The 21,629-nt window shown below is 71.5% G+C and carries 22 protein-coding genes; 10 read left to right on the top strand and 12 right to left on the bottom strand.

Annotated elements, in window-relative coordinates:
* Positions 1 to 9: 9 nt before the first annotated feature.
* The 3 genes from ACFQO7_RS27775 to ACFQO7_RS27785 form a co-directional block, all read right to left on the bottom strand.
* A complete protein-coding gene (locus tag ACFQO7_RS27775) occupies positions 10 to 1,404 on the bottom strand; it encodes a SigE family RNA polymerase sigma factor (RefSeq protein WP_376809133.1) in 1,395 nt (464 codons plus the stop codon).
* A 95-nt stretch (positions 1,405 to 1,499) separates the two neighbouring features.
* Positions 1,500 to 1,694 (bottom strand): hypothetical protein, encoded by a 195-nt coding sequence (locus ACFQO7_RS27780; protein WP_376809134.1) that lies wholly within the window; start codon positions 1,692 to 1,694, stop codon positions 1,500 to 1,502.
* Positions 1,661 to 2,977 (bottom strand): SigE family RNA polymerase sigma factor, encoded by a 1,317-nt coding sequence (locus ACFQO7_RS27785; protein WP_376809135.1) that lies wholly within the window; start codon positions 2,975 to 2,977, stop codon positions 1,661 to 1,663. The genes ACFQO7_RS27780 and ACFQO7_RS27785 overlap by 34 nt, the downstream gene beginning before the upstream one ends.
* Before the next feature lie 87 nt (positions 2,978 to 3,064).
* On the opposite strand from ACFQO7_RS27785, the gene ACFQO7_RS27790 reads away from it, so the two are divergent.
* The 4 genes from ACFQO7_RS27790 to ACFQO7_RS27805 are packed head-to-tail and all read left to right on the top strand — an operon-like array spanning position 3,065 to position 5,583.
* Positions 3,065 to 3,466, top strand: coding sequence for an ArsC/Spx/MgsR family protein (locus tag ACFQO7_RS27790; protein WP_376809136.1), 402 nt, complete (start codon positions 3,065 to 3,067; stop codon positions 3,464 to 3,466).
* A gap of 1 nt (position 3,467) precedes the next feature.
* A complete protein-coding gene (locus ACFQO7_RS27795; RefSeq protein ID WP_376809137.1) occupies positions 3,468 to 4,688 on the top strand; it encodes an SLC13 family permease in 1,221 nt (406 codons plus the stop codon).
* Positions 4,685 to 5,182: a DNA glycosylase family protein gene (locus ACFQO7_RS27800; RefSeq protein ID WP_376809138.1), complete on the top strand. Its 498-nt coding sequence runs from the start codon at positions 4,685 to 4,687 to the stop codon at positions 5,180 to 5,182. The genes ACFQO7_RS27795 and ACFQO7_RS27800 overlap by 4 nt, the downstream gene beginning before the upstream one ends.
* Positions 5,183 to 5,229: 47 nt before the next feature.
* Complete coding sequence (locus tag ACFQO7_RS27805) at positions 5,230 to 5,583, top strand: hypothetical protein (protein ID WP_376809139.1); 354 nt, start codon at positions 5,230 to 5,232, stop codon at positions 5,581 to 5,583.
* Here ACFQO7_RS27805 and ACFQO7_RS27810 read toward each other — a convergent pair.
* The 3 genes from ACFQO7_RS27810 to msrB form a co-directional block, all read right to left on the bottom strand.
* Positions 5,576 to 6,055, bottom strand: a complete 480-nt coding sequence (locus ACFQO7_RS27810; RefSeq protein WP_360529719.1) for a DUF4231 domain-containing protein — start codon at positions 6,053 to 6,055, stop codon at positions 5,576 to 5,578. The two genes, ACFQO7_RS27805 and ACFQO7_RS27810, sit on opposite strands and share 8 nt — an antisense overlap.
* Positions 6,056 to 6,140: 85 nt before the next feature.
* Complete coding sequence (locus ACFQO7_RS27815) at positions 6,141 to 7,595, bottom strand: SigE family RNA polymerase sigma factor (protein WP_376809140.1); 1,455 nt, start codon at positions 7,593 to 7,595, stop codon at positions 6,141 to 6,143.
* Positions 7,596 to 7,744: 149 nt separating this feature from the next.
* Positions 7,745 to 8,149, bottom strand: a complete 405-nt coding sequence (msrB, locus tag ACFQO7_RS27820; RefSeq protein ID WP_360529713.1) for a peptide-methionine (R)-S-oxide reductase MsrB — start codon at positions 8,147 to 8,149, stop codon at positions 7,745 to 7,747.
* A gap of 29 nt (positions 8,150 to 8,178) precedes the next feature.
* Between msrB and ligD the strand changes: the two genes are divergently transcribed.
* A complete protein-coding gene (gene ligD / locus ACFQO7_RS27825; RefSeq protein ID WP_360529710.1) occupies positions 8,179 to 9,213 on the top strand; it encodes a non-homologous end-joining DNA ligase in 1,035 nt (344 codons plus the stop codon).
* A gap of 135 nt (positions 9,214 to 9,348) precedes the next feature.
* Here the strand turns inward: ligD and ACFQO7_RS27830 are convergent, their stop codons facing one another.
* Positions 9,349 to 10,014 (bottom strand): hypothetical protein, encoded by a 666-nt coding sequence (locus ACFQO7_RS27830; protein WP_376809141.1) that lies wholly within the window; start codon positions 10,012 to 10,014, stop codon positions 9,349 to 9,351.
* A 67-nt stretch (positions 10,015 to 10,081) separates the two neighbouring features.
* Here ACFQO7_RS27830 and ACFQO7_RS27835 point away from each other — a divergent pair, with 67 nt between their 5' ends.
* Entirely contained in the window at positions 10,082 to 10,924 is an 843-nt protein-coding gene (locus tag ACFQO7_RS27835) for an oxidoreductase (protein WP_376809142.1), read from the top strand.
* A gap of 110 nt (positions 10,925 to 11,034) precedes the next feature.
* Here the strand turns inward: ACFQO7_RS27835 and ACFQO7_RS27840 are convergent, their stop codons facing one another.
* The 3 genes from ACFQO7_RS27840 to ACFQO7_RS27850 form a co-directional block, all read right to left on the bottom strand.
* Positions 11,035 to 12,546, bottom strand: a complete 1,512-nt coding sequence (locus tag ACFQO7_RS27840; protein WP_376809143.1) for an alpha/beta hydrolase — start codon at positions 12,544 to 12,546, stop codon at positions 11,035 to 11,037.
* A 62-nt stretch (positions 12,547 to 12,608) separates the two neighbouring features.
* Positions 12,609 to 13,673 (bottom strand): ATP-dependent DNA ligase, encoded by a 1,065-nt coding sequence (locus tag ACFQO7_RS27845; RefSeq protein WP_376809144.1) that lies wholly within the window; start codon positions 13,671 to 13,673, stop codon positions 12,609 to 12,611.
* A 120-nt stretch (positions 13,674 to 13,793) separates the two neighbouring features.
* A complete protein-coding gene (locus ACFQO7_RS27850) occupies positions 13,794 to 14,525 on the bottom strand; it encodes an SDR family NAD(P)-dependent oxidoreductase (RefSeq protein ID WP_376809167.1) in 732 nt (243 codons plus the stop codon).
* A gap of 255 nt (positions 14,526 to 14,780) precedes the next feature.
* On the opposite strand from ACFQO7_RS27850, the gene ACFQO7_RS27855 reads away from it, so the two are divergent.
* The 3 genes from ACFQO7_RS27855 (at position 14,781) to ACFQO7_RS27865 (ending at position 19,318) form a co-directional block, all read left to right on the top strand.
* Positions 14,781 to 16,439 carry a pectate lyase family protein gene (locus ACFQO7_RS27855; RefSeq protein WP_376809145.1) on the top strand — a complete coding sequence of 553 codons (1,659 nt, stop codon included), beginning with the start codon at positions 14,781 to 14,783 and terminating at the stop codon, positions 16,437 to 16,439.
* A gap of 11 nt (positions 16,440 to 16,450) precedes the next feature.
* Positions 16,451 to 18,097, top strand: a complete 1,647-nt coding sequence (locus tag ACFQO7_RS27860; RefSeq protein WP_376809146.1) for a pectate lyase family protein — start codon at positions 16,451 to 16,453, stop codon at positions 18,095 to 18,097.
* A 513-nt stretch (positions 18,098 to 18,610) separates the two neighbouring features.
* Positions 18,611 to 19,318 carry an XRE family transcriptional regulator gene (locus ACFQO7_RS27865; protein WP_376809147.1) on the top strand — a complete coding sequence of 236 codons (708 nt, stop codon included), beginning with the start codon at positions 18,611 to 18,613 and terminating at the stop codon, positions 19,316 to 19,318.
* Positions 19,319 to 19,341: 23 nt separating this feature from the next.
* Here ACFQO7_RS27865 and ACFQO7_RS27870 read toward each other — a convergent pair whose 3' ends face one another.
* Positions 19,342 to 20,055, bottom strand: a complete 714-nt coding sequence (locus tag ACFQO7_RS27870; RefSeq protein ID WP_376809148.1) for an HAD family hydrolase — start codon at positions 20,053 to 20,055, stop codon at positions 19,342 to 19,344.
* Positions 20,056 to 20,338: 283 nt separating this feature from the next.
* On the opposite strand from ACFQO7_RS27870, the gene ACFQO7_RS27875 reads away from it, so the two are divergent.
* Entirely contained in the window at positions 20,339 to 20,947 is a 609-nt protein-coding gene (locus tag ACFQO7_RS27875) for an excalibur calcium-binding domain-containing protein (RefSeq protein ID WP_376809149.1), read from the top strand.
* A gap of 85 nt (positions 20,948 to 21,032) precedes the next feature.
* On the opposite strand, the gene ACFQO7_RS27880 is transcribed toward ACFQO7_RS27875, so the two are convergent.
* Positions 21,033 to 21,581 (bottom strand): hypothetical protein, encoded by a 549-nt coding sequence (locus ACFQO7_RS27880; RefSeq protein ID WP_376809150.1) that lies wholly within the window; start codon positions 21,579 to 21,581, stop codon positions 21,033 to 21,035.
* Between the last annotated feature and the right edge of the window lie 48 nt (positions 21,582 to 21,629).

Consider the following 21,629-nt stretch of genomic DNA (forward strand, 5'->3'; position numbering starts at 1 on the left):
GCCCGTAGGTTACGTGCCGGGCGGGGCCACGGTCAGCCACCAGTCGCCCGTCATGTGCTCGGGCTCCACGGTGATGACCACGGTCTGGCCGGTGACCAGCCCGAGCCTTCGCGCGTCGGCGCTGTCGACGTCCAGCAAGCCCGCCTGGTAGCCCTGTTCGTAGTCCCACCACATGAAATTCTCGACCGGGATGCCGTTGACGGAGACGAGCAGGCTGCCGGGGGTCTGCGCGCGGGCCCGGAACGTCAGCGAGCCGCGCCACACCCCGGAGATGACCTGGGCCTCGGGGCCGTCGAGCCGGACCCGCCCCGGCGCCGTGTCGGGACCTTCCAGGGGGTCGAGTCTCGCCGGGCGCGGGGGCAGCGGGTACTGCTCGAACGGCACATGCTCGGCGACGGCCACCGCCATCACCCCGTCGTCGGGGGCCCGCTGGTCGGACGGGGTCGCCGCGCCCACGACGGTCAGCGTGATCCGGGCGGGCTGCCCGACGCGCACGTTCCAGGCCGCCGCGGTCCTCGCGGTCATGGCGCGCGCGACGGCGAACTCCAGGCGGGTGCCGCAGGCGATCGTCGTGACGTAGGCGTCGTTGACGCTCAGCTCCACCTCGGCCGGCCGCGTGCCGGTGGCGCAGTCCGCGAACAGGGTCAGGTCGGTGGTCCCGGGCGTCCACATCAGCTGCGCCGAGCGCTGCGCGAACGACGCCTGCATCCGGGCCACGATGCGGTGGCCCCGGTACAACTCGGGCAGGTCCGCGACGTCGCCGCGGTCCAGGCCGGGCGCGAGGGCGTACCCGGAGATCGCGGCGATGACGATCAGACAGGCCGCGGCCGCCGCGGACAGCCGGCCGCGGCGGCGCTGGGTGATCCGGCGGTGCACGGCGACCAGCCGCTCGTTGCCGGCGGGCGCGTCCTCGTCGGCCTGCGGCAGCGCGCGCAGCGTCGGATCCAGTCGCAGGGTGGCCAGCCCCCGGGAGGCGTACGCCTTCACCGCGCCCGGCGAGATGTCCATGGTCCGCGCGATCTCCGCCTCGGTGAGGTCCTCGAAGTAGCGCAGCACCAGCACCACCCGCTGCTGGCGGGGCAGCCGGTCCAGCGCCCGCCACAGCTGGTCGCGCTCGTCGACGGCGCTGTGCGGCGACGGCCCGGCGTGCTCGGGCAGCGTCTCGGTGGGCCGCTCGCCGTGCCAGCGCCGCCGCCACCACGAGTTGTACGTGTTGACCAGCACGCGGCGCACGTACGGCTCCGGGTCGCCCTGGATGCGCCGCCACGCCGTCCACGACTTGGCCAGCGCGGTCTGCAGCAGGTCCTCGGCGAGGATGTGATCGCCCGAGAGCAGGTAGGCGATGCGCAGCAGGTGGCGCGAGCGCACCGTCACGAACTCGTCGAACGTCGCCGTGTCGGCCATGCTCCCCGTGCCTCCCTGTCCGCGGTGTCGAGATCCTGTACGACCTGGGCCGCCGCCGGGGTTGCGCACGGCCCGCGAGATTTCCCGCGCCGGGGTCAGCCCGGCTGCTGCGGATAGATCGCCACGTACCAGTCGCCGGTCAGGCGTTCGGGCTCGACCGTGATGGTGAGCTGCGCGCCGGGCCGCGGCGCGAAGCGGAAACCGCTGTCGTAGCGCATCGCGGGGTCGAGCGAGATGCCCGCGCCGCCTACGAGCGTCATGAACGGTGTGCCGAAGTCCAGCGTGGACACCAGCACGCCGTCGACGAGGAAACGCAGACGGCCTGGTGCCTGCGTGTCAGCCCACACCGTGAGCGGCCCGGTCCAGGTGAGTGTGGCGGTGCGCGCGCCCCCGGACTCCAGCATGGCGACCGTGGCCGGGTCGACACCGCTGTGCAGGGTGCGGTCCAACGGCGTGTTTGACGGGGCCGCGCCGGGCCATGGCAGCTCGGGTACGTGGCGAGCTCGCCGACCGCCACCGCGACGGTGCCCCCGGGCAGCGGCTCGGCGCCGTTCTCGCCGAAGCCGAGGTCCAGCGTCACGGTCGCCGGGCGGCCCGCGACCAGGTCGAGCGCCACCGGGTCCAGCGCGGTGAAGAAGCCGTCGAAGCCCATCCGCCCCTCGCCGGTGCAGATGTCCAGGCCCATGCCCGCCATTCGCCCGTTCACCCGGACACTGATGATCAGTGTGTTGAGCTGTCCCAGGTGGCGGCAGGAGAGGAACAGCGCCTCCAGGCGGCCGCTGGGCGTCCAGGTGAGCGCGGGGTCGAGGTGCGGGGTATAGCCGTGCTGGGCCGACGCGGTCAGGCGGTAGTAGTCGACGTCGTTGAACGCCGCCCGGCTCTGCGCGTACCGCGGCATCTCGATCGGGAACGCGGGCTCCGGCAGCGCCCGCGTGCGCAGGTGCGGCAGCAGCGCATACGCGGCGATCAGCGCCAGCGCGATCAGGCAGGCCGTCGCCACCCCGGCGATGCTGCGCCGGCGGCCCCGCGTGATGCGGGTGCGCACCGCGGACAGCCGCTCGTTGCCGGTCGGCGCGTCCTCGACGAGCTGCGGCAGCTCCCGCAGGCTCGGGTCCAGCCGCAGCTTGGCCAGCCCCTTGGACGCGTGCGTCTTCACCGAGCCCGCGGAGATGCCCAGGGTCCGGGCGATCTCGGCCTCGCTGAGGTCCTCGAAGTAGCGCAGCACCAGCACGACCTTCTGCTGCCGGGGGAGCCTGGCCAGGGCCCGGCGCAGCTGGTCACGGTCGTCGACGGCGGTGTGCGGCGACGGCCCGGCGTGCTCGGGCAGCGTCTCGGTGGGGCGCTCGCCGTGCCAGCGGCGGCGCCACCAGGAGTTGTACGTGTTGGCGAGCACCCGCCGCACGTACGGCTCGGGGTCGCCGTGGATGCGCCGCCACGCCGACCAGGACTTGGCCAGCGCGGTCTGCAACAGGTCCTCGGCCAGCGCGTGATCGCCGGTGAGCAGGTACGCCACCCGCAGCAGGTGCCGCGACCGCGTCACCACGAACTCGTCGAACGTCGCCGTCTCGGCCATCCCCGTCGCCTCCTGATCGTCCCGGTCAGCAACAGGTACCGTCTGACCGGCGGGTCAGGTTGAACCGCTGGTCGAGCAGATCCCGGGATGGGTGAGGATAGCGGCGTGGAGATGTGGAACAACCCCTCGTGCTCGAAGTGCGCCGCCGCCCGGGAGGCGTTCGAGCTCAACCAGGTGCCGGTGACGCTGCGGCCGTACCTGGACGCGCCGCCGACCGTCGCCGAGCTCGCCGACGTGCTCGACCGGCTCGGCGCTCAGCCGTGGGAGATCTGCCGGCTGGGTGAGCCGGCCGCCGCCGAGCTGGGCCTGGCCGGCTGGAGCCGGGACGAGGCCGACCGGCCGCGCTGGATCGCCGCGATGGTCGCGTATCCGCAGCTCATCCAACGCCCGATCCTGCTGCTCGACGACGGCACCGCGATCGTGGGGCGCACCCCAGAAGCCCTGGCGCAGGCCCTGGCCACGCCGCTCGCCACGCCGATCACCGACTGACATGGCACAGGCGACAGTCCCGGCGGACGCCGCCGGGACCGGGCCCACGCGCGCCCGGACCAGGTTCAGCGGGCTTGACCTGCTCGCGTTCGCGCTGCTCGGCACGGGGCTGCTCGCGGTGGCGACCGGGCTGGTGCCGCCCGCCGGCGCGCTGGCGACCGGCGGCCGCATCCTGCCCATCCTGATCTTCTTGGGCACCGTGATCGTGCTGGCGGAACTCGCACGGGCCGAGCTGTTCGACGTGATCGCCACCAGGTTGACCGGCTGGGCCCGGGGCCGCAACGTCGCGCTGTTCGCGCTCTGCTTCGCCTTCGCCGCGGCGACCACCGCCCTGCTCAACCTCGACACGACAGCGGTGCTGCTCACCCCGGTGATGCTGGCGACCGCGGCGCGGGCCGGGGTGCCGCCGCTGCCGCTGGCGATGACGACGATCTGGCTGGCCAACGGGGCGAGCCTGCTGCTGCCGGTGTCGAACCTGACGAACCTGCTGGCCGCGGACCGGATCGGGCTGTCGGTGGGCGGGTTCGCCGGGGCGATGGTCCTGCCGCAGCTCGCCGTGCTCGTCGCGGTAGGCGCCTGCCTGTGGATCTTCTACTGGCGCGGCAACCCGGCCCGCTACCTCCCGCCCGCGCCGGTGCGGCCCCGCGACCGGCGGCTGCTGCTGGCCGCGGCCGCCGCCTGCACGGCGTTCCTCGCGGGCGTGCTGTGGGGCGAGCGGCTGGAACTGGTGTCGGCGGTCTGCGCGCTGGTCCTGGTCGCCGCGTACGCCCGCTGGGACCGGGCCGCGCTGGGCTGGAACCTGCTGCCGTGGCGGCTGCTCGTGCTGGTCACCGGCCTGTTCCTGACCGTCGAGGCGGTCGGCCGGCTCGGCCTGGCCGACCTGATGGCGGCCATGATCGGGGCCGATCCCGGCGCGGTGGGCGTGGTGCGGGCCGCGGTCACCAGCGGGCTGCTCGCCAACGCGGTCAACAACCTGCCCGCGTACGTGGCGGGCGAGGCCGTGGTCGCCGCCGGGCACCGCGACCAGCTGCTCGGGCTCCTGCTCGGGGCGAACGTCGCGCCGCTGGTCACCGCCTGGGCGTCGCTGGCCACGCTGCTGTGGGCGCAGCGCTGCCAGGCCGCCGGGGTGCGCATCCGCTGGGGCAGGTTCGCGCTGACGGGGGCGGTCACCGGGGTCGCGGCGCTGGGCGCCGGGACCGCCACCCTGCTGCTGACCCGGTGACTCAGGCCAGCAGGACGCTGCTCGCGCCGCTGGTCGCGGCCGCGCCGGGGCGGCGGGTGCCGCGCGCCGTGGACGGGGTCGAGCTGGCGGTGCGCGCGGTGCTGGGCCCGGCCGCGGCCGCGCGGCTGGCGATGGCGTACGGCGACCCGGTCACCGACCCCGACGGCGCGCTCACCCGGGTGTTCCCCGACCTGTCCGCCCTGGCCGGGGCCGACCCGGCGGTGCTCGATGTGGCGGCCCCGGTCGCGCAGGCGTTCGCCGCGCTCGTCGGCGCGGTGGCTTCGGGCGGGCTGGACCTCGGGGTCGGCGCTGACTGGGTGGAGGCTCGCCGGCGGCTGCGGGACCTGCCCGGACTGGACGGGTCCACCGTGGAGCACATCGCCAGGCGCGCGCTCGGCGACCCCGACGCCTGGCCCGGCGACGGGCGGCACGGCGAGCCCGCCGAGCGGTGGCGGCCCTGGCGGGCGTACGCCTTCGGACACCTCGCCGGGTGACGGTTCGGCGCCTTGCCGGGTGCCACGGCTCGCGTTACGGTGCGCCGATGAGAGCAACGTCGATCAGCCGCGGCACCGCCGGGATGCTCAGCGCCGCACTGCTGGCCCTGGTGGTGGCCTACCTCTACGGAGCCGTCGCCTACCTCGTCACCGACGCTGCCTACTTCCCCGAGCAGTCCCCGCCCGGCTGGTCCTGGCCGGCGGTTCTGGTGACCATGTTCGGGTTCGTGCCCGCCGCGGTCATCCTGCTGTTCGCGTGGCGCGCGTGGCGGTCACCGCAGGTCCAGGCCGACGTGTTCACCCGCAGGCTGCTCGCCGTCGCCGGGGTGGCGGCCGTCCTGATGCTGCTCGTGATGGCCACCCCGCCCGGCTGGGAGCTGTTCGACTGGTACGTCAGCTGACCGGCTGCTGCTCCGGCTCCGAGCGGCGCACCGTGCGCTGCTCGGCCCACTGCGACGTCTCGGCGGCGACCAGGCTCTCCACGTTCTCGACGAGCAGGGTGTCCGCCCGCTCGCCGTCGTAGGGGACCGCGCCCGCGCTCCACACCACGGCCTCGCGCTGCATCGCGACCAGCGTGGCGCTGGCCCGGACCCAGCTCTCCCCGGGCCGGATCAGCTGCCGCAGCCCGGCCAGCACCGCGACCGCCGCGCCGAGCACCGCGGTGACCGCGGTCGACGCGCCGAGCGCGGCCGCGGCGGGGATGCTCGCGGCGACCACGACGGTCACGCCCTCCAGGGTGTAGTTCGTGATCCGCTGGCGGGTCACCTGCTTCGCGTACCACAGCAGCCGCTCCTGCACGCTCATCGGCAGCTGCGCGCCGCCGGGTGAGGTGAGCCGCTGCCACCAGATGCTCTGCGCCGTGCCGTCCGCCATCGCGTCCTCCTGAAAGTCCCGATGATGGTGGCACGCAACGGGTTGCGGGACCAGACGCGATGGAACTACCTGACACACCCGACGGTCACAGGGGCGGTCCGACCGACTGCACCTCGGCGAACCAGTCCCCGGCCAGACGGTCCGGCACGACGGTGATGGTGACCTTGGTGCCGCGGGCTATGCCGAGGTCCGGCTCACCGTATGCCGGGTGGTACAGGCCCGCGTCGTCCTGTTCGTAGTCCCAGAAGTCCAGCGTGCCCACCACCCTGCCGTCCACGTGGATGTGCAGCCGTCCCGGTGTCTGGGCGCGCGCACCGACCGCGAGCGGCCCGAGCCAGACCAGCTCGACGCTCTCGGCGCCGGGCCGCAGCAGCACGGTGTTGGTCCGCTGCTCGTAGAGCGGCTCCAGGGCGGGCAGTTCGGCCGGCGGGGCGGGTAGCGGGTAGCCGTCGAAGGGCACGGGCTGACCGATACCGACCACGAGCGTGCCCGACTGCGGCATCGGCGCGGGCCGGCAGTCCATTTCGACCATCTGTCCGCGCCTGGTCTGCCGGTTGAGGCAGACGCCGCTGACCCGTGCCTCGACGACCACCGCCCGGCCGGCCTCGGCCCGCAGGTCGAACCAGTCCACCCGCAGATCCACCCGCCGGGCGTCGTGACACGTGGCGCTACGGTACTGCTCGCCGTTCACGATCACCGAGACGTGCACCGAGGAGCTCGGCAGGTCGTGGAAGCACTCGACGAAGATGTCCAGGTTCTGGCCGGACTCCGGAGTCCAGGTCACGGCCACACCCTCGCCTCGGGTCAACCCGCCCGCCGTCGCGGCGAGCACCCGGCGGCCGTCGAGGAAACGCGGCCCGGGCTGCTGCGAGGTTGCCGGGTCGGGCAGGGAATGGCGGCGCAGGTGCGGTGCGACGGCGTACCCGGCGATGGCGGCCAGGACCACGACACACGCCGCGGCGACCACCGCGATCCGGTTGCGCCGGCGCTGTGCGATCCGGGCGTGCACGGCGGCCAGCCGCTCGTTGCCGGCCGGGGCGTCCTCGGCCGCGGGGTGCGGCAGTTCCCGCAGGCTGGGGTCCAGGCGCAGCCGGGCCAGGCCCTTGGCCGCATGGCTCTTCACCGCGCCGGGGGAGATGTGCAGGAGCTGCGCGATGTCGGCCTCGCTGAGATCCTCGAAGTAGCGCAGCACCAGCACCGTGCGCTGCTGGCGGGACAGCCGCGACAGCGCCCGCCACACCTGGTCGCGCTCGTCGACGGCCGCCTGCGGGGCGGCCGCGGCGCGCTCGGGCAGCAGGTCGGTGGGGCGCTCGCCGTTCCAGCGCCGCCGCCACCAGGAGTTGTACGTGTTCAGCAGCACCTGCCGCACGTACGGCTCCGGGTTGCCGTCCAGCCTCCGCCACGCCGACCACGAGCGGGCCAGCGCGGTCTGCAGCAGGTCCTCGGCCAGCCCGTGGTCCCCGGTGAGCAGGTGCGCGACGCGCAGCAGGTGCCGCGATCGCGCCGTCACGAACTCGTCGAACTCCGCCGTCTCGGCCATCCCCGCTCCCGTCGCCGTCGTCAGGAACCTCTACCGGGTGGACCACCGGACCGGTTGCCCCTTGTCGCCGACCAGCCGGAACCGGGAGCACGACGACGCCCCGGGTCGCTGTCCCGGGGCGTCGTTTCTGATACGGGTGGGGCGTGGTGTTACTTCGGGGTCTCTTCGAGGTCGAGGCAGATGCTGTTGATGCAGTAGCGGGCGTCCTTGGCGGTGAAGCCCTCACCGTCGAACCGGTGCCCGAGGTGCGAGTCGCAATTGGCGCAGCGCACCTCCACGCGCACCATGCCCAGCGACCGGTCCTCGATGTAGCGGATGGTCCCCGGAATGGCCTCGTCGAACGACGGCCATCCGCAGTGGCTGTCGAACTTGGTCACACTGTCGAACAGCGCGACCCCGCACGCCCGGCAGCGGTAGGTCCCCGGGGTCTTGGTCTCCACGTACTTGCCGCTCCACGGGGCCTCGGTGCCCGCCTGGCGAAGCACCCGGAACTCCTCGGGGTTGAGGCGCACGCGCCACTCGTCCTCGCTCAACCGGCTCACGTTCTGCTCCATGCCTCGACCGTACGCGGTAGCGTCGGGCCATGCCCAAGGCCCCAGCGCTCGAGTACGAGGTCGGTAACCGTTCCGTAAGACTCAGCAGCCCGGACAAGATCTATTTCCCGGACCGCGGCTTCACGAAGCAGGACGTCTTCGAGTACTACCTCGCCGTGTCCGAGCCCATGCTGCGGTACATGCGCGACCGGCCCACCATGCTGCAGCGCTTCCCGGACGGGCTCGACGGGGAGATGTTCTTCCAGAAGCGGGTGCCCACCAGGGGGGTCCCGGACTGGATTACCACCGCGGAGATCAAGTTCCCGAGCGGGCGCAAGGCCGACGAGCTGTGCCCGAAGGAGCCAGCGGCCCTGCTCTGGGCCGCGCAGATGGGCACCATCGTGTACCACCCCTGGCCGGTCCGCGCGCCCGCCACCGAGAACCCCGACGAGCTGCGCATCGACCTCGACCCGCAGCCCGGCACCGACTTCGCCGACGCGGTGAAGGTCGCGGGGCTGGCCCGTACCGTGCTCGACGACGCGGGCCTGGTCGGCCACCCGAAGACCTCCGGTGGGCGGGGTATCCACATCTACGTGCGGATCAAGCCGGACTGGTCGTTCGTCGAGGCGCGCCGGGCGGCGATCGCGTTCGCCCGCGAGCTGGAGCGGCGCGACCCGAAGCTGATCACGACGGCGTGGTGGAAGGAGGAGCGCGGCGAGCAGGTCTTCATCGACTACAACCAGATGGCCCGCGACCGCACCATCGCCGCGCCGTACTCGCTGCGCGCCAACCCCCGGGCGACCGTGAGCACCCCGGTCACCTGGGACGAGCTGACCCAGGTCGAGCCGAACGACTTCGACCTGCGCACCGTGCCGGCCCGGCTGGCCGAGGTCGGCGACCTCTACGCGGGCATGGACGACGTGCGGCACGACCTCGGCACGTTGCTGGAGTGGTGGGACCGCGACGAGCGCGACCGCAAGCTCGGCGAGATGCCGTACCCGCCGGACTACCCGAAGATGCCTGGCGAGCCGATGCGGGTGCAGCCCAGCCGGGCCAAGGACCCCGTCGACCAGGCCGACGGCTGACCGGCCGCGAGCCGCCGCAGCCGGGCCGGCCCGGCCCGGCCATGATCGCTCGACTTGCCAGGCACCTGGGCGAAAGCGTGTTCAAGGTACGCACAGGTGCCGGGCAAGTCCGACGATCATGAGTGCGGTGCGGCCTCAGGCGGGTAGGCCCAGTTCGGCCGCGCGTTTTCCGGCCTGGAAGCGGGAGTCGGCCTCCAGCTTGATCATCAGGTCGGCCACCCGGCGGCGGTAGGTGCGCAGCGAGACGCCTAGCCGCCGGGCCGCCGACTCGTCGGTCGCGCCCGAACCGAGCGCCTGGAGGATCATGCGGCCGTCGGCGTCGAGGTGCGGGACGTCGTCGCGCAGGTAGGCGTCCAGCTCGACGGCGCTGTCCCAGACGGCCCGGAACAGCGAGTGCACGCCGTCGACCAGGGTCTGCGCGGTCGTCACCGTGTACTCGCGGCCCGCCGGGGTCGCCCGGCCGGCCAGGATCATCACCCGCTGGTCGATGACGATGGTCTCGTGCGGCAGCGGCGAGCCGCTGATCCGGACGTGGGTGCCGTGGCGCTGCACCTCACGCAGGTGCGCCCGCGCCTGCTCGTCGGCGAGCGCCACCGGGCTGAGCAGCTTGCGGCAGGTGAAACCGGTCGACGCCGCGGCGTGCACCCGGTTGCGGATCGCGGCCATGGCCTCCGGCTGCGACCAGGTCCGCAGGTCCCGGGCCGCGCACACGAACTCGGTCCGGGCGGACTCGAACAGGTGGCCGGCTCGCGCGATCAGCTCCGCGTCCCCCTGGACCGAGACCACCTGTTCGCTGCGCATCCTGCCAGTGTGGCAGCAAGTGGCCAGGACCCTGCCGAGGGCCGGGGCGTCGGCCACCATGGCCGTCATGACGATCAAGACTTTCTCCCTCGGCGGTGACCTGCCCGTCAGGCGGCTCGGCTTCGGTGCGATGCGTCTGGCGATGGGCACCTTCGACGGGCCGCCACGTCCCGCCGAGACCGGCATCGCGGTGCTCCGGCGAGCCGTCGAGCTGGGTGTGAACCACATCGACACGGCCGGGTTCTACGGCCGCGGCGAGGTGCGGGCGAACGACCTGATCCGCACCGCGCTGAGCCCGTACCGGGACGACCTGGTGATCGCCACGAAGGTCGGGCCGCTGCCGGGGCCGACCGGCGCGCCGAGCGAGCAGGCGACTCCCGATCAGCTACGCGGCCTGGTCGAGGCGGATCTGCGTACGCTCGGGTTGGACCGGCTCGACCTGGTCTACCTGCGGGTCGGCGGGATGGCCGGGCCGGGCGGGGAGTCGATCGCCGATCGGTTCGCGGTGCTGGCCGAGCTTCGCGCGCAGGGCCTGATCCGGCACCTCGGGGTGAGCAACGTCGACGGCGCACAGCTCGCCGAGGCCCGGGCGATCGCGCCCGTCGCGGCGGTGCAGAACCGGCACAGCGGTGACGACGGCCTGCTGGCAGAGTGCGAGCAGGCGGGTATCGCGTACGTGCCGTACTTCCCGCTCGGCGGCGGCGCCCGCCCCCTCGACGCGGACCGGCTGGACGTCGTCGCTTCCCGCCTGGGCGCGACATCGGCGCAGGTCGCGATCGCCGCGCTGCTAGCGGCCGCACCGTCAGTGCTGGCGATCCCGGGCACCGGTTCCCTCGATCACCTGGCGGAGAACCTCGCGGCGGACCGCCTCGACCTCACCGACCAGGACCTTGCCGACCTGGGGGGCTGACCGGCAGCGTCCGTGGACAGCCCTCCGTCGTCATCGCGGCGAATAGCCGTGCACACGCTGAGGCCCCGCCATCGATCACTCGTGGCGGGGCCCTGTCGTGCTCTACGGTTTCACTGGGGTGGGCACACCGTGCCCGGCGGCGGCACCACCAGGTTGATCAGGAAGTCGTTGACGTGCTTGTTGATGCAGCGCGTCTCCGGGTAGGCGGTGTGGCCCTCGCCGTCCCAGGTGAGCACGACGCCCACCCCGAGCATGTCGGCGAGCTTCTGGGTCTGCTCGTACGGCGTGGCCGGGTCGCCCTTGGTGCCCACCACCAGGATCGGCGGCGCCCCCTCGGCCTTGCCGGTCGGGTACGGCTCGCGCTTGGCGGGCCAGACGGAGCAGGTCATCATGCCCACCGCCAGCGGCGCGCCGAACAGCGGGTACTTCTGCCGCCACTCCGACTGCAGCCGCCGGATCTCCTCCACGCTCGCCGGTTTGGCGTCGTCGGCGCAGTTGACCGCGGCGTTCGCGTCGAACAGGTTGGTGTACTCACCGTTGGCGTCGCGGTCGGCGTACGAGTCGGCCAGCGCGAAGATCGCCTCGGACTTGCCGTCCTGCAGGTCGGCCAGGGCCTGGCCCAGGTCGGGCCAGCGGGCCTGGGTGTACAGCGAGGACACCACGCCCCAGAAGATCCAGCCGGCGGTGGCCTTGCGGCCGTCGGGATTGCCGACCGGGTTGGTGTCGGCCTCCTGCATGAGTTTCTCCACGACCGCGCGGGCGTCGCCGTCGATCGGGCACTGGTTCTTGTTCTTCGCGCACCAGGCGGCGAAGTTGTCGAACGCGCGCTCGAAGCCCATCGCCTGGCTCTCCGAGGACTGGATCGACGTCTGCAGCGGGTCGACCGCGCCGTCGAGCACCATGGCCCTGATGTTCTTCGGGAACAGCTGCGCGTACACCGCGCCGAGCAGGGTGCCGTAGGAGTAGCCGAGGTAGTTCATCTTGCCCTCGCCCAGTGACAGGCGGATCGCCTCCATGTCCCGGGCCGCCTGCACGGTGGCGAACAGGCCGAGCCGGTCGCCGTACTTGGCCTTGCAGCCGTCGGCCATCTTCTTGGTCAGCGCGAGCGCCTCGTCGAACTCCTCCTGCGTCACCGGGTCGGGCTCGCTGGCGAAGGTCGCGTCCAGGTCGGCGTCGGTGTAGCAGTCGACCGGGGTGGACCGGCCGACGCCGCGCGGGTCGAAACCGACGATGTCGAAACGCCGGGTGATCTCCGCGGGCAGGCCCAGGGTCAGGTACGCCGCGAGGTCGACGCCGGACGCGCCGGGGCCGCCGGGGTTGACCATGAGCGCGCCGATGCGGTCCCGCTGGTCGGTGGCCCGCGCCCGCATGACCTCGATGTCGAAGGTCTGGCCGTCGTCGGGCTTGTTCCAGTCCTGCGGCACCTTCACCGTCTTGCACTCGAAGGTGTACCCGGACGGGGCCTTGCCCAGCAGGTCCGCGGCGATCTCCGGACACAGCCGCCAGCCCGGTTCGGGGCTGACGGCCGCGGCCTCCGGGCGGCCGCCGAAGTCGGGCAGCGGCAGTATGCAACCGCTGGTCGTCAGTGCCGACGTCAGCAGCGCGATGAGTCCACCCGCCACCCTCTTATTGAGCCTGAGTCGCACGAGCGTGTTCACTCCCCCCGGAACGGATCCGCCCGAGCCTACGGGGTACGCAGTACCTCGTCGACGTTGAGGCTGATAGGACGGTCGAGTTGGTCATAGGTGCAGGACCGGGGGTCGCGGTCCGGCCGCCAGCGCTTGAACTGGGCGGTATGCCGGAAGCGGTCGCCCTCCATCGCGTCGTAGCCGACCTCGACCACGAGTGCGGGGCGTAGCGGTTCGAAGCCAAGGTCCTTCCCCCCACTCCATCGGCTGGGCGCACCCGGCACGCGCTGGCCCTCCGCCGCCGTCCCCCACGTGTGCTCGCCGGGGTTGCGGTAGGGCGCCAGCTCGTCCAGCAGCTCGGCCCGGCGTGCCGCGGTGAACGCCGAACTCGCGCCGACGTGGTGCAGGACGCCGTGCTCGTCGTACAGGCCGAGCAGCAGTGATCCGACCACCGGCCCGGAGGTGTGGTACCGGAAGCCGGCCACCACCACGTCCGCGGTACGCGAATGCTTGATCTTGAACATGAGCCGCTTGCCGGGGGAGTAGGGCATGTCGGCGGGCTTGGCGATGAGCCCGTCCAGCCCTGCGCCTTCGAACTCGGTGAACCACGTGCGGGCGGTGTCCGCGTCGGTGGTGACCGGGGTCAGGTGCACGGGCGGCTCGACGTGGGCCAGGGCCTGTGCCAGCAGTGCGCGGCGCTGGGCGTACGGCTGGTCCATCAGCGACCGGTCGTCCAGCGCCAGCAGGTCGAACGCGATGACGTCGGCGGGGGTCTCCACGGACAGCTTGTTCACCCGGGAGGCCGCCGGGTGGATGCGCTGGTTGAGCATGTCGAAGTCGAGGCGGGGGATGCGGTCGGCGTCACGGCGGATGCAGACCAGCTCGCAGTCGATCACCGACCGCGCCGGGAACTGCTTGAGCGCAAGGTTCACGACCTCGGGAAAGTATCGCGTCAGCGTCTTACCGCCGCGGCTGGCCAGCTCGACCTCGTCACCGTCACGGAAGACGATGCAGCGATACCCGTCCCATTTGGGCTCGAACGTCATACCCGGCTCATCGGGAATCTTCGACACCGGCTTGGCCAGCATCGGCTCCACAGGGGGGTTAACCGGCAAATCCATACCCCCAGTCAACCAGCAAACCGCCCACCCCGCGCCGAACCTCCTGGTTGATCATGAACCTATGGCACGGCTCGGCGGTGTGTCATGGCCACAACCTCATGATCACGCAACGCGCGGCGTTCAGTCCGGCGTGGCCGGGCTGAGGCTCGCCTGCTCCTGCTCGAACCGGAACTCGCGGATGAAGCAGTCGCGGGGCTGGCCCACCGCGAACAGCACACAGTCCGCGACCGAGCGGGCGGTGAGCAGCGCGCCCGCGGTACGCGGCCCGTCCTGCACGAAGTCCGGCGGGTACAGCGAGATCACCCGGATGCCCTCGGGGCGCAGCCGGTACGACAGGATGTCGGCCAGCCCGGCCTGGGCGTGTTTGGCCGCGTAGAAGGCGGGGTGGGCGGTCGAGCGGCGGTGGCCGGTCTCGCCGCAGCCGGAGACCAGGTTGACGATGTCGGGACGCGACGAGGCCCGCAACAGCGGCAGCAGATGCTTGACCAGCAACGTGGTGCCGGTCGCCGCGCCGGCGATCATGGACACGATGGCGTCGTCGGGAACGTCTTCCAGGTCGGGGCCGTCCGCGTACGCTGCCGCGTTGTTGACGAGCAGGTCGAGGTGCCCGGTTCGCGCGGTGAGGTCGGCGGCGAACCGGCGTACTGACGCCGGGTCGGCAAGGTCGCATCGGTACGCCTCGGCGCTGCCGGGCCCCTCGCCGTTGATCAGGTCGGCGGTCGCCGCGGCGGCGGCCTCGTTCCGGGCGGACAGGCACACGTGCGCGCCCCGCGCCGCGAACTCGCGGGCGAGCAGCCGCCCGGTGTCCCGCCCCGCGCCCGTGACCGCCACCCGCAGCCCTTCGAACGTCATCATGCCGAGATCCCACCACCTCCACCGCGCTTGAGGTCAACCGCGCTTCCTCCGGCCGGTGATCACGGCCGCAGGGCAGGGACACGCCGTCGAACACGCCCCCAAGTTCATGATCAACGAGGCGAGGGCTGCAACAAACCTGCACATCAGAAGGGTTGCGGGGAGGGAAAGCGCTTTCCTATGCTCGCGAGACGAACGTCGAGTTGCATCGATGTTTCGATCTCTTGACGTCCCGATCTCGCGGAAGGAAGGCGCATGAAGGTACGTTCCCGGCTCGCCACCGCCGCGGTGGCTGCCACGGTGGCGGCGGCGTTGCTGTACGCGGGCACCGCCGACGCGGCCACCCTGTTCAACGACGACTTCAACGACGGCAACTCCGCAGGCTGGACCACGTCCGGCGGGACCTGGTCCGTCACCGCCGACGGCACGCCCGTGCTGCGGCAGGCGGGCACCAGCTCGGACGCCCGTGCCCGAGCCGGTTCGACGGCCTGGGCGAACTACACGGTCACGGCGCGCGTGAAGCTGACCGCGGTCAACGGCGCGAACCGGTTCGCCGCGCTGCTGGCCCGCGCCCAGTCCAACACCAGCTACTACTACCTGGCGCTGCGCACCAACCACACGGTGGAGCTGAAGAAGCTGGTCGGCGGCTCATCGACGACCCTGGCGAGCGCTGCGGTCACCGTCACCACCGGGTCCTGGTACACGCTGAGCCTCACGGTCAGCGGGACCAGCCTGCAGGGCAGCGTGAACGGCGGGGCGTCGGTGTCCGCGACGGACGCGCAGTTCGCCACCGGACAGATCGGCGTGGCCACCTACAACGCGGCCGCGAACTTCGACGACGTGCTCGTCGCCGCCGCGGGCGGGCCGTCGCCGAGCCCGAGCGCTTCCGGTATCCCGAGCGCGAGCCCGCGGCCCAGCAGCAGCCCCAGCGCGAGCCCGAGTCCGAGCGCCAGCCCGAGCCCGAGCGGACCGCCGCCGAACCCGCCGGGGCCGGGGCAGCCGGACGGGTTCGCCACCGTCGCCGGATACGGCCAGGCCACCACCACGGGCGGGGCAGGCGGACCGACCGTCACCGTGGACACCACCGAGGAGTTCCTCGACTACATCGCGCGCACCGGGCCGTACACGATCCAGGTGTCCGGCACGATCACGCTGCCGACCGGCACCAGCGACGGCATGCACAACGTGACCTCGGACAAGACGATCGTCGGCCTCGGCTCGACCGCGCGCCTGGTCGGCGGCGGGCTGAACATCGGCCTGCCGATCAGCGACGCGGTGACCGCACCGCCCGCGAACGCCGTGCACAACGTCATCATCCGGAACCTGTCGATCAGCGGCGCGTCCGACGACCTGATCAACGTCCAGATGTTCTCGCACCACATCTGGATCGACCACAACGACCTGTCCGACGGCGGCGACGGCGCGCTCGACATCAAGCGCGGCTCCGACCTGCTCACGGTGTCCTGGAACAGGTTCCACGACCACGACAAGACGACCCTGGTCGGCCACGACGACGCCAACGGCGCGCAGGACACCGGCCGGCTGCGGGTCACCTACCACCACAACTTCTTCGACCGCTCCGACCAGCGCAACCCGCGGGTGCGCTTCTCGCCGCTGGTCCACGTCTACAACAACTACTACTTCGACAACAGCTACGGCATCGCGTCGACCAACGAGTCCGGCCTGTTCGTGGAGGGCAACTACTTCTTCAGCGTCAACAACCCGGGCCGGGTCGAGTTCAGCGGGCCGCTGGGCCGCATGGTCGAGCGCAACAACATCCTCGTCGAGTGCAACCACCCCATCGAGGTGCGCGGCACCGTCACCGACCCGGCGACGTACTACCCGTACACCGTGGACGACCCGGCGACCGTGCCGGCGATCGTCCCGGCGGGTGCGGGCGTCGGAAAGATCTGAGGGGGTACGCCATGAGCGAGAGCGCAGCCCCGCGAGGGCTGAGGGTGGCGCGCCGGGCCTGGGTCGCCACGGCCGTGCTCGCCGCGACGGTGGCGGTCAGCGCCGTCGTGGTCAGCCGGGCCGACGCGGCCGTCCTGTTCGGCGACGACTTCGCCGACGGCAACGCGAGCGGCTGGTCGACCTCGGGCGGCAGCTGGTCGGTGTCCGGGCAGGCCTACCGCCAGTCGAGCACCGGCGCGGACGCGAAGGCCCAGGCGGGTTCGACGTCGTGGACCGACTACACGGTGCAGGCCCGGGTGCAGCCGACGGCGTTCGGCAACAGCACCCGGGCGGCCGGGGTCGTCGCCCGCGCCCAGAACATGACCAGCTTCTACGCCCTGGTGCTGACCGGCGGCGGCACGGCCCAACTGCGCCGCGTCTCCGGCGGCGGCGTGACGACGCTGGCCAGCGCGCCGGTCTCGGTCGCCACCGGCACCTGGTACACGCTCGCCCTGCGGGTCAGCGGGTCGTCGCTGTCGGGGACGGTCGACGGTGTGACGCTGGTCAGCGCCGCTGACGGCACGTTCGCGGCCGGGCGGATCGGCCTGACCGCGTCGTACGCGAGCGCGTACTTCGACGACGTGACCGTGGACAGCGGCACCGGTCCACAGCCGAGCCCCAGCGCCAGCGCCAGTCCCGGGCCGTCGCCCTCCCCGAGCCCGTCGCCGTCGGCGAGCGCCTCACCGAGCCCGAGCAGCAGCCCGAGTCCGAGCCCGTCGCCCAGCACCAGCCCGGGGCCGGTGCCGCCGAACCAGGCCGACGGCTTCGCGAGCGTGCACGCGCTCGGCCAGAACGGCACCTACGGTGGCGTGGGCGGGCCGACGGTCGTGGTCGACACGACCGCGGAGCTGCTGGCCGCCATCGACACCATCGGGCCGATGGTCATCCAGGTGCAGGGCACGATCACGATCGACAGCAAGCGGGGGGTACGCCCGAACAAGACGATCGTCGGGCTCGGCTCCAACGCGACGATCAGCGGGGGCGGGTTCGACTTCTACCGCTCGTACAACGTGATCGTCCGCAATTTGACCTTCACTGACGCCGAGGACGACGCGGTCAACGTGGGCCAGAACTCGCACCACGTCTGGATCGACCACAACCGCTTCGTCGCGCCGGTCGACGGGTCGATCGACATCGTGCGCGGCGCGGAGTACGTCACGGTGTCGTGGAACCACTTCGACCACACCGACAAGTCGATGCTGATCGGCCACTCCGACGGCAGCGCCAGCGAGGACGTGGGCCACCTCAAGGTGACCATCCATCACAACTTCTTCGACCACAGCCGCCAGCGCCACCCCCGGGTGCGCTGGGGCGACCCGGTGCACGTCTACAACAACTACTTCCTGGGCAACGAGCTGTACGGCGTCGCGTCCACCCAGGACGGCGGGGTGCTCCTGGAAGGCAACTACTTCCAGGACGTGCCGTTCCCGTGCTTCTCCGCGAGCGGGTACGCCGACAGCGGACCCGGCCGCCTCGTCCAGCGCAACAACATCTTCACCGGCTCCGGCCCCTGCGAGGTCTCCGGCACGGTCGCGGACCCCGGTGCCTATTACGCCTACACCGTCGCCAACCCGTCCAACGTCCCGGCGGCGGTGATCGCCGGCGCGGGACCCAGCTGATCCGGTCGAGGCAACCCAACGCGTCGATCATGAACTTATGGCAGTGTTCGACGGCGTGTCAGTGCCATAACTTCATGATCGATAGGGGTACGGCGGGCACGTCCAGCCAGGTGCGAGCCATGGTGAGAGCGTGCCCGCCGTACCGGACCACGGGCGCGGCGTCATGGGGCGCGCGAAGACGCGACGCTCGGCCAGTCGGCGAAGTGGGCGATCAACTGAGCGCCGTGAACGCGCCGATCACACGGATGAGAGCGGCCGCATTCCCAACAGCAGCCGGTGTAGTCCCGCCGGTGCAAGGCCAGTAGGTGCGCGCCGTACGCGGCCTGCGCCTCGGCGTACCGCTCGAACTCCCGCTCCGGGATCGCTTTGCCCATGAGCTGATGTAACGCCGACGTGCAGGGGCGTCGCGACGGCGTCGGCATTCCATTGCCGGGGAATTTAGTGGACTATGTAGATGTCCCTGAACGCCCCTGGGAGTGACCCACCATGGCGAACGAACGCCTCCGTACCGTCATGCGATCGGCCGGAATCACGACCCGGCGGATGGCCGCGGAACTCGGCGTAGATCCGAAGACCGTCGAGCGCTGGGTGACGCGCGACACGGTTCCCCATCGGACGACCGCCTTCAGCGCCGCCCGTCTGCTCGGCAGCCCTCCGGCCTACCTCTGGCCCGTGCTGGACAGCAGAGCCACAACAGCCGAGAACGAGCTGATCTGCTTCTACCCCCACCGGCACCTCGTGCCTCGCTCACTGTGGTTCGACCTGCTCAAGAGCGCACAGCGCGAGGTCGTGGTGATGGCGTACGCGAGTCTCTTCCTGCCGGAGGACAACCCCGAGTCGGTGCGGCTGCGGGCGGAGAAGGCTGCTTCCGGTGTGCGTGTCCGGATGGCGCTGGGTGACCCGGACTCGCCCGAGGTGGCTCGGCGGGGTGCTGAAGAGCAGCTGGACGAGGCGCTGGCGGGCCGGGTCCGGATGGCAATCGCCTACTACCGCCCCTTGCTGGAGGTCGACTCACTCGACTTCCGGCTGCACCGTACGACGCTGTACAACTCCGTGTTCGTCTACGACGACGAGATGCTGGTCAACTTGCACGCGTACGGCGTGTACGGGTACCTGGCACCGATTCTTCATCTACGCAGAGCCGGTGAAGGAGGCCTTTTCGACATGTACGCCGAGTCGTTGGAACGGGTCTGGGGGCACGCCTACCCCTGTCCCAGGTGACGCCGCTGCCGCACAGTTCGGGGTCATGCCGCAGACAGCACGGCTCGTACCACCGCCGCAGTATCACTGAGGTTCGGCAAGACGGTCCGCGCGCCGACTGCACGCAATTCGGCCTCCCCGAACCTGCCGGTGCAGACACCGACGACCCTGGCCCCACCCAACTGGGCGGCCTCTACGTCGCGGGGAGTGTCACCGACCAGGACCGTGTTATCCCGAGTGAAGACGGTGCCGTACTTCGCGGCCGCTTTGCGCCGTGCCGCAGCGACCAGCTCAGTTCGGACCTCGCTGTCCTCGCCATAACCACCGACCTCGAAGTCCAGACCGGCCTGCAGGGCAAAGGCGGAGACCTTGGTCTGGGCATTGCGGGCGATGTTGCCGGTGAGCACCGACTGAAGCACGTCCGGTTCCTCTCCCAGCGCCGTGATGGCTGCGCTCGCCCCCGGCATGGCGTGCCCGCGCTCGCGCAGGCGAGGCACGAGCGCATCGAGGGCGGCGGCCATGGCGGCGGGAAGACGGTCGCTCATCGCTGGGACGAAGGCGAGACCATGCCCTTCGAACAGGGCACGCATGATCGCGAGATCGGTTCTGCCGTCGGTGACGACCGGCTGTATGGGAGGCGCGCCGGTCAGGATCTCGAAGCCGCGCGCGTATGCCTCCTTGCTCACCCCGCCGTTGTTGATCAGGGTGCCGTCTACGTCCCAGAGGACGAACAGGCGTCTGGGTTCTGCTCGGCTCATGCTCAGCACCGTACGTACCGGCTGCGGGAGCTGTCAGCCGGGAGGCGACGGCGAGTCTGGGCACGGTGGTGACCGCTGCAGCCGAGTTCTCGGTCAGGGTACGCCGATCGTCGGATCGGCTCGCCCTCTTTGCGTTCGACCTTGCTTGAACGCTCGTGACGCGCCCACCTGTCGGAGGCGCGCAGGTGGCGAAGGGTCGTTGGGCTCTGGGCCCTCCGGTGGCGAGCGCATCGAATCAGGCAAGCCGCCCAGCGGCCGGGCGATTACTACCGGTTGCCATGAGATGGCGACCGTCCACTACGGTCGGCCTGGTCGCCGGGTATCGGTGATCACGGTATGTACTCAGACTGTCACGATGAAGATCTCCCCCAAGCTCACGCCACTCGCCGTCGCACTTTGTGTTGTGATCTTCGGCTTCTGTGCGATGTGCGGCGCCGTCAACTCGATGATCAGCGGGGACGGCGATCCACCTTCAGCTGTGCAGGACGCTCGGCCGGCTGCGGCTGTGGCTTCGGCCTCGCTCGGTTCTTCCACACCGGCAGCGGCCCTGACTTCGACGCCCGTCCCCAGCAAGACCGCGCCGTCGCCCAAACCGGTGTACTACGCGAACTGCGACGCCGTACGCAAGGCAGGCAAGGCTCCGCTGCGTAAAGGCCAGCCCGGCTACCGGACGGCGCTGGACCGCGACCGGGACGGCGTGGCCTGCGAGCAGACCGAGGGCTCGACCGGTGGCCAGCCCGAGACGCAGCCGAAGCCTGCCTCGGGCAACGACCCGCGCTACAGCACCTGCAAGGCGGCGAAAGCGGCTGGCTTCGGCCCGTACCGACGCGGCATCGATCCGGAGTACTCCTGGTACCGCGACGCCGACGGCGACGGCGTCGTCTGCGAGTAGCCGCCCCGACCGCGTTGATCATGAACCTGTGGCAGCGACGCGCCGTCGAACCTTGCCATAAGTTCATGATCAACGCGGGTGGGGGTCAGCAGGAGCCGAGGTTGGTGGTGCGGGTGACGCGGAGGGTGGTGAGGGGGGTGACGGGCGGGTTGTCGACGGCGTACGGCGTGCCGTCGTGTTTTTTGAACTCGACGACGGCCTGTACGGACATCGGCACGAAGACGAGGTTGAAGTCCTTGCCGGCGTCGGCGGGCGCGCCGATCACCACCCGGTCGGCCCGCCACGCGTCGCCGTCGAACGTGATGATCTTCTCCCAGTAGTACTTGCTGTCGCCGGGGACCTGGATGAACAGCCCGACCTCCCGGCCGGGCGGCTTGGTGCCGTATCCGGTGAGGTCCGCGCACTGCGGCACCTGTGTGGCGCTGGTCAGCTGGAAGGCGACCGGCGACGGGGAGGTCGAGGGCGAAGCGGCCGGTGGCGGGGACGAGCCGGTGACCGTGGGGGCGTCGTCGGGCAGCAGCCGGTCCAGCAGCGCGGGGGTCACGCCGATGAGGGCGGCCAGCACGACGCCGAGGAAGGTCCACTGGGCGGCACCCCAGGGACGGCGGGTCCGGGTGTTCTCCGGTGCAGACATCCTTTGTGGATACCGCACGCGGGCAAGGCGCGCCATCGCCCGCGTGCG

The organism is Catellatospora aurea, assembly GCF_042663325.1.
Classification (GTDB): domain Bacteria; phylum Actinomycetota; class Actinomycetes; order Mycobacteriales; family Micromonosporaceae; genus Catellatospora; species Catellatospora aurea.

Bases quoted from the DNA above. Each gene is read 5' to 3' on its own strand.
- ACFQO7_RS27790 (WP_376809136.1), top strand. From the start codon at position 3,065: ATGGGTGAGGATAGCGGCGTGGAGATGTGGAACAACCCCTCGTGCTCG.
- ACFQO7_RS27865 (WP_376809147.1), top strand. From the start codon at position 18,611: ATGCGATCGGCCGGAATCACGACCCGGCGGATGGCCGCGGAACTCGGC.
- ACFQO7_RS27845 (WP_376809144.1), bottom strand. From the start codon at position 13,673: ATGGATTTGCCGGTTAACCCCCCTGTGGAGCCGATGCTGGCCAAGCCG.
- ACFQO7_RS27810 (WP_360529719.1), bottom strand. From the start codon at position 6,055: ATGGCGGACGGCACGGCGCAGAGCATCTGGTGGCAGCGGCTCACCTCA.
- ACFQO7_RS27875 (WP_376809149.1), top strand. From the start codon at position 20,339: ATGGCGACCGTCCACTACGGTCGGCCTGGTCGCCGGGTATCGGTGATC.
- ACFQO7_RS27785 (WP_376809135.1), bottom strand. From the start codon at position 2,977: ATGGCCGAGACGGCGACGTTCGACGAGTTCGTGGTGACGCGGTCGCGG.
- ACFQO7_RS27850 (WP_376809167.1), bottom strand. From the start codon at position 14,525: ATGACGTTCGAAGGGCTGCGGGTGGCGGTCACGGGCGCGGGGCGGGAC.
- ACFQO7_RS27830 (WP_376809141.1), bottom strand. From the start codon at position 10,014: ATGCGCAGCGAACAGGTGGTCTCGGTCCAGGGGGACGCGGAGCTGATC.
- ACFQO7_RS27860 (WP_376809146.1), top strand. From the start codon at position 16,451: ATGAGCGAGAGCGCAGCCCCGCGAGGGCTGAGGGTGGCGCGCCGGGCC.
- ACFQO7_RS27835 (WP_376809142.1), top strand. From the start codon at position 10,082: ATGACGATCAAGACTTTCTCCCTCGGCGGTGACCTGCCCGTCAGGCGG.
- ACFQO7_RS27815 (WP_376809140.1), bottom strand. From the start codon at position 7,595: ATGGCCGAGACGGCGGAGTTCGACGAGTTCGTGACGGCGCGATCGCGG.
- ACFQO7_RS27775 (WP_376809133.1), bottom strand. From the start codon at position 1,404: ATGGCCGACACGGCGACGTTCGACGAGTTCGTGACGGTGCGCTCGCGC.
- ACFQO7_RS27805 (WP_376809139.1), top strand. From the start codon at position 5,230: ATGAGAGCAACGTCGATCAGCCGCGGCACCGCCGGGATGCTCAGCGCC.
- ACFQO7_RS27870 (WP_376809148.1), bottom strand. From the start codon at position 20,055: ATGAGCCGAGCAGAACCCAGACGCCTGTTCGTCCTCTGGGACGTAGAC.
- ACFQO7_RS27855 (WP_376809145.1), top strand. From the start codon at position 14,781: ATGAAGGTACGTTCCCGGCTCGCCACCGCCGCGGTGGCTGCCACGGTG.
- ACFQO7_RS27880 (WP_376809150.1), bottom strand. From the start codon at position 21,581: ATGTCTGCACCGGAGAACACCCGGACCCGCCGTCCCTGGGGTGCCGCC.
- ligD (WP_360529710.1), top strand. From the start codon at position 8,179: ATGCCCAAGGCCCCAGCGCTCGAGTACGAGGTCGGTAACCGTTCCGTA.
- msrB (WP_360529713.1), bottom strand. From the start codon at position 8,149: ATGGAGCAGAACGTGAGCCGGTTGAGCGAGGACGAGTGGCGCGTGCGC.
- ACFQO7_RS27795 (WP_376809137.1), top strand. From the start codon at position 3,468: ATGGCACAGGCGACAGTCCCGGCGGACGCCGCCGGGACCGGGCCCACG.